Source organism: Clostridioides sp. GD02377 (genome assembly GCF_045899875.1).
GTDB classification, from domain to species: Bacteria; Bacillota; Clostridia; order Peptostreptococcales; family Peptostreptococcaceae; genus Clostridioides; species Clostridioides difficile_A.
Window position 1 is genome coordinate 1 of sequence record NZ_JBJODA010000055.1, and the last position, 1,235, is coordinate 1,235.

At 31.7% G+C, this 1,235-nt stretch carries 3 protein-coding genes; all 3 read right to left on the bottom strand.

Annotated features, from left to right (window positions below; translation table 11 throughout):
- The coding region (locus Q3304_RS20660; RefSeq protein ID WP_407815086.1) for a baseplate J/gp47 family protein at positions 1 to 604 on the bottom strand (604 nt) is incomplete at its 3' end.
- Positions 604 to 1,023, bottom strand: a complete 420-nt coding sequence (locus tag Q3304_RS20665) for a DUF2634 domain-containing protein (protein WP_407815087.1) — start codon at positions 1,021 to 1,023, stop codon at positions 604 to 606. The genes Q3304_RS20660 and Q3304_RS20665, both read right to left, overlap by 1 nt.
- A gap of 4 nt (positions 1,024 to 1,027) precedes the next feature.
- The coding region (locus Q3304_RS20670; protein ID WP_407815483.1) for a DUF2577 family protein at positions 1,028 to 1,235 on the bottom strand (208 nt) is incomplete at its 5' end.

Sequence of the window (1,235 nt, forward strand, 5' to 3'; positions counted from 1 at the left end):
TCCAAACAGGATAAACCTTAACTCCTCCAACATCAGGCAATTTATTAACTTCATCCTTATAGTTTTGTATATTCCCACCGAAACTTTGTGAGTTTAAACTATCATAGTATCTTTGTCTCAAACTATCTTCACTTTCTTCATCTTCTCCATTAATTAGTATCTCAGTTAACTCAGCAGTTTCAAGACTATCTATATATTCGATAGGTATTAATTGTCCCAACTCAAATACAGGTCCAGCAGTTTCACATTTCATCTTATATATACCTTCACTAATCCTTTCAGTTGCAATATAATTGTATTCTCCTAGATTGAATCTTGAATCAAGAGGAATATCTATATTAAAGACTCCTTTTGCAATTGTATTAGTGGCTGGTAAAGTTGTGATTCCTCGCTCTTTGCATCTTTTTTCTAAATAATAGTAACTAGCAGTATCTACAAATGTTTGGTCTAACATTTCATCCATGGCAATGTATGTCTCTGTCAATTCGATAGCGACTGGTGCCAAGGCATTATATATTATAGAACCCTCTCGCTTGTCAAACGTGTCAGGTACACTATCTAACATTCTTTTAATTATATTTTCAAATGTCATTAATTCAAACACTAAATACTCACCACCTTCTCTGCTTTGATATTTCCATATTTGGTATGGACAATAAATTTACACTGGAACTTTCCTTTTTGATTTTCAAACTCAAAATTATCTACATTTTCAATTCTATCATCTTGAATTAGTGCTTCTTTGATTCGTCTTTCAAGTTCGGGTATTACATATGAGACAGGTTCTCCGATAAGGTCGTTCAACTCGACCCCATAATTCCGAGAATAAATAAGGTGCTCATATCTTTCAGTATTCAAAATCAAAAAGATGGTCTGTTTTAATGCCTCAACATCATCACAAATACCATCTACTTTATTTCTCTCCATATTCAGTTTAAATGTTTTACTTGGTTCTTGCCTTACATTGAAATTTATAATTGATACATCTTCAATATCATAGTCAATAGTGTCTGTTGGTATCACTTCATCACATCCTATCTAAAATCAAGTATTGTTGCCCTCCTTGCATTCTTATTAAAACCAATTTGTCTCCTATTTTTTTATCAGCATATCTTTTAAATGTATCTGTTTGTATTAAAAAAAATTCTTCAAAAGATGCTTTTTGCTCTATCTTAACTATCAAAGGATTAACACTTTCTATAGTTCCAAATGCAATTTGCATTGGATTACTTGTT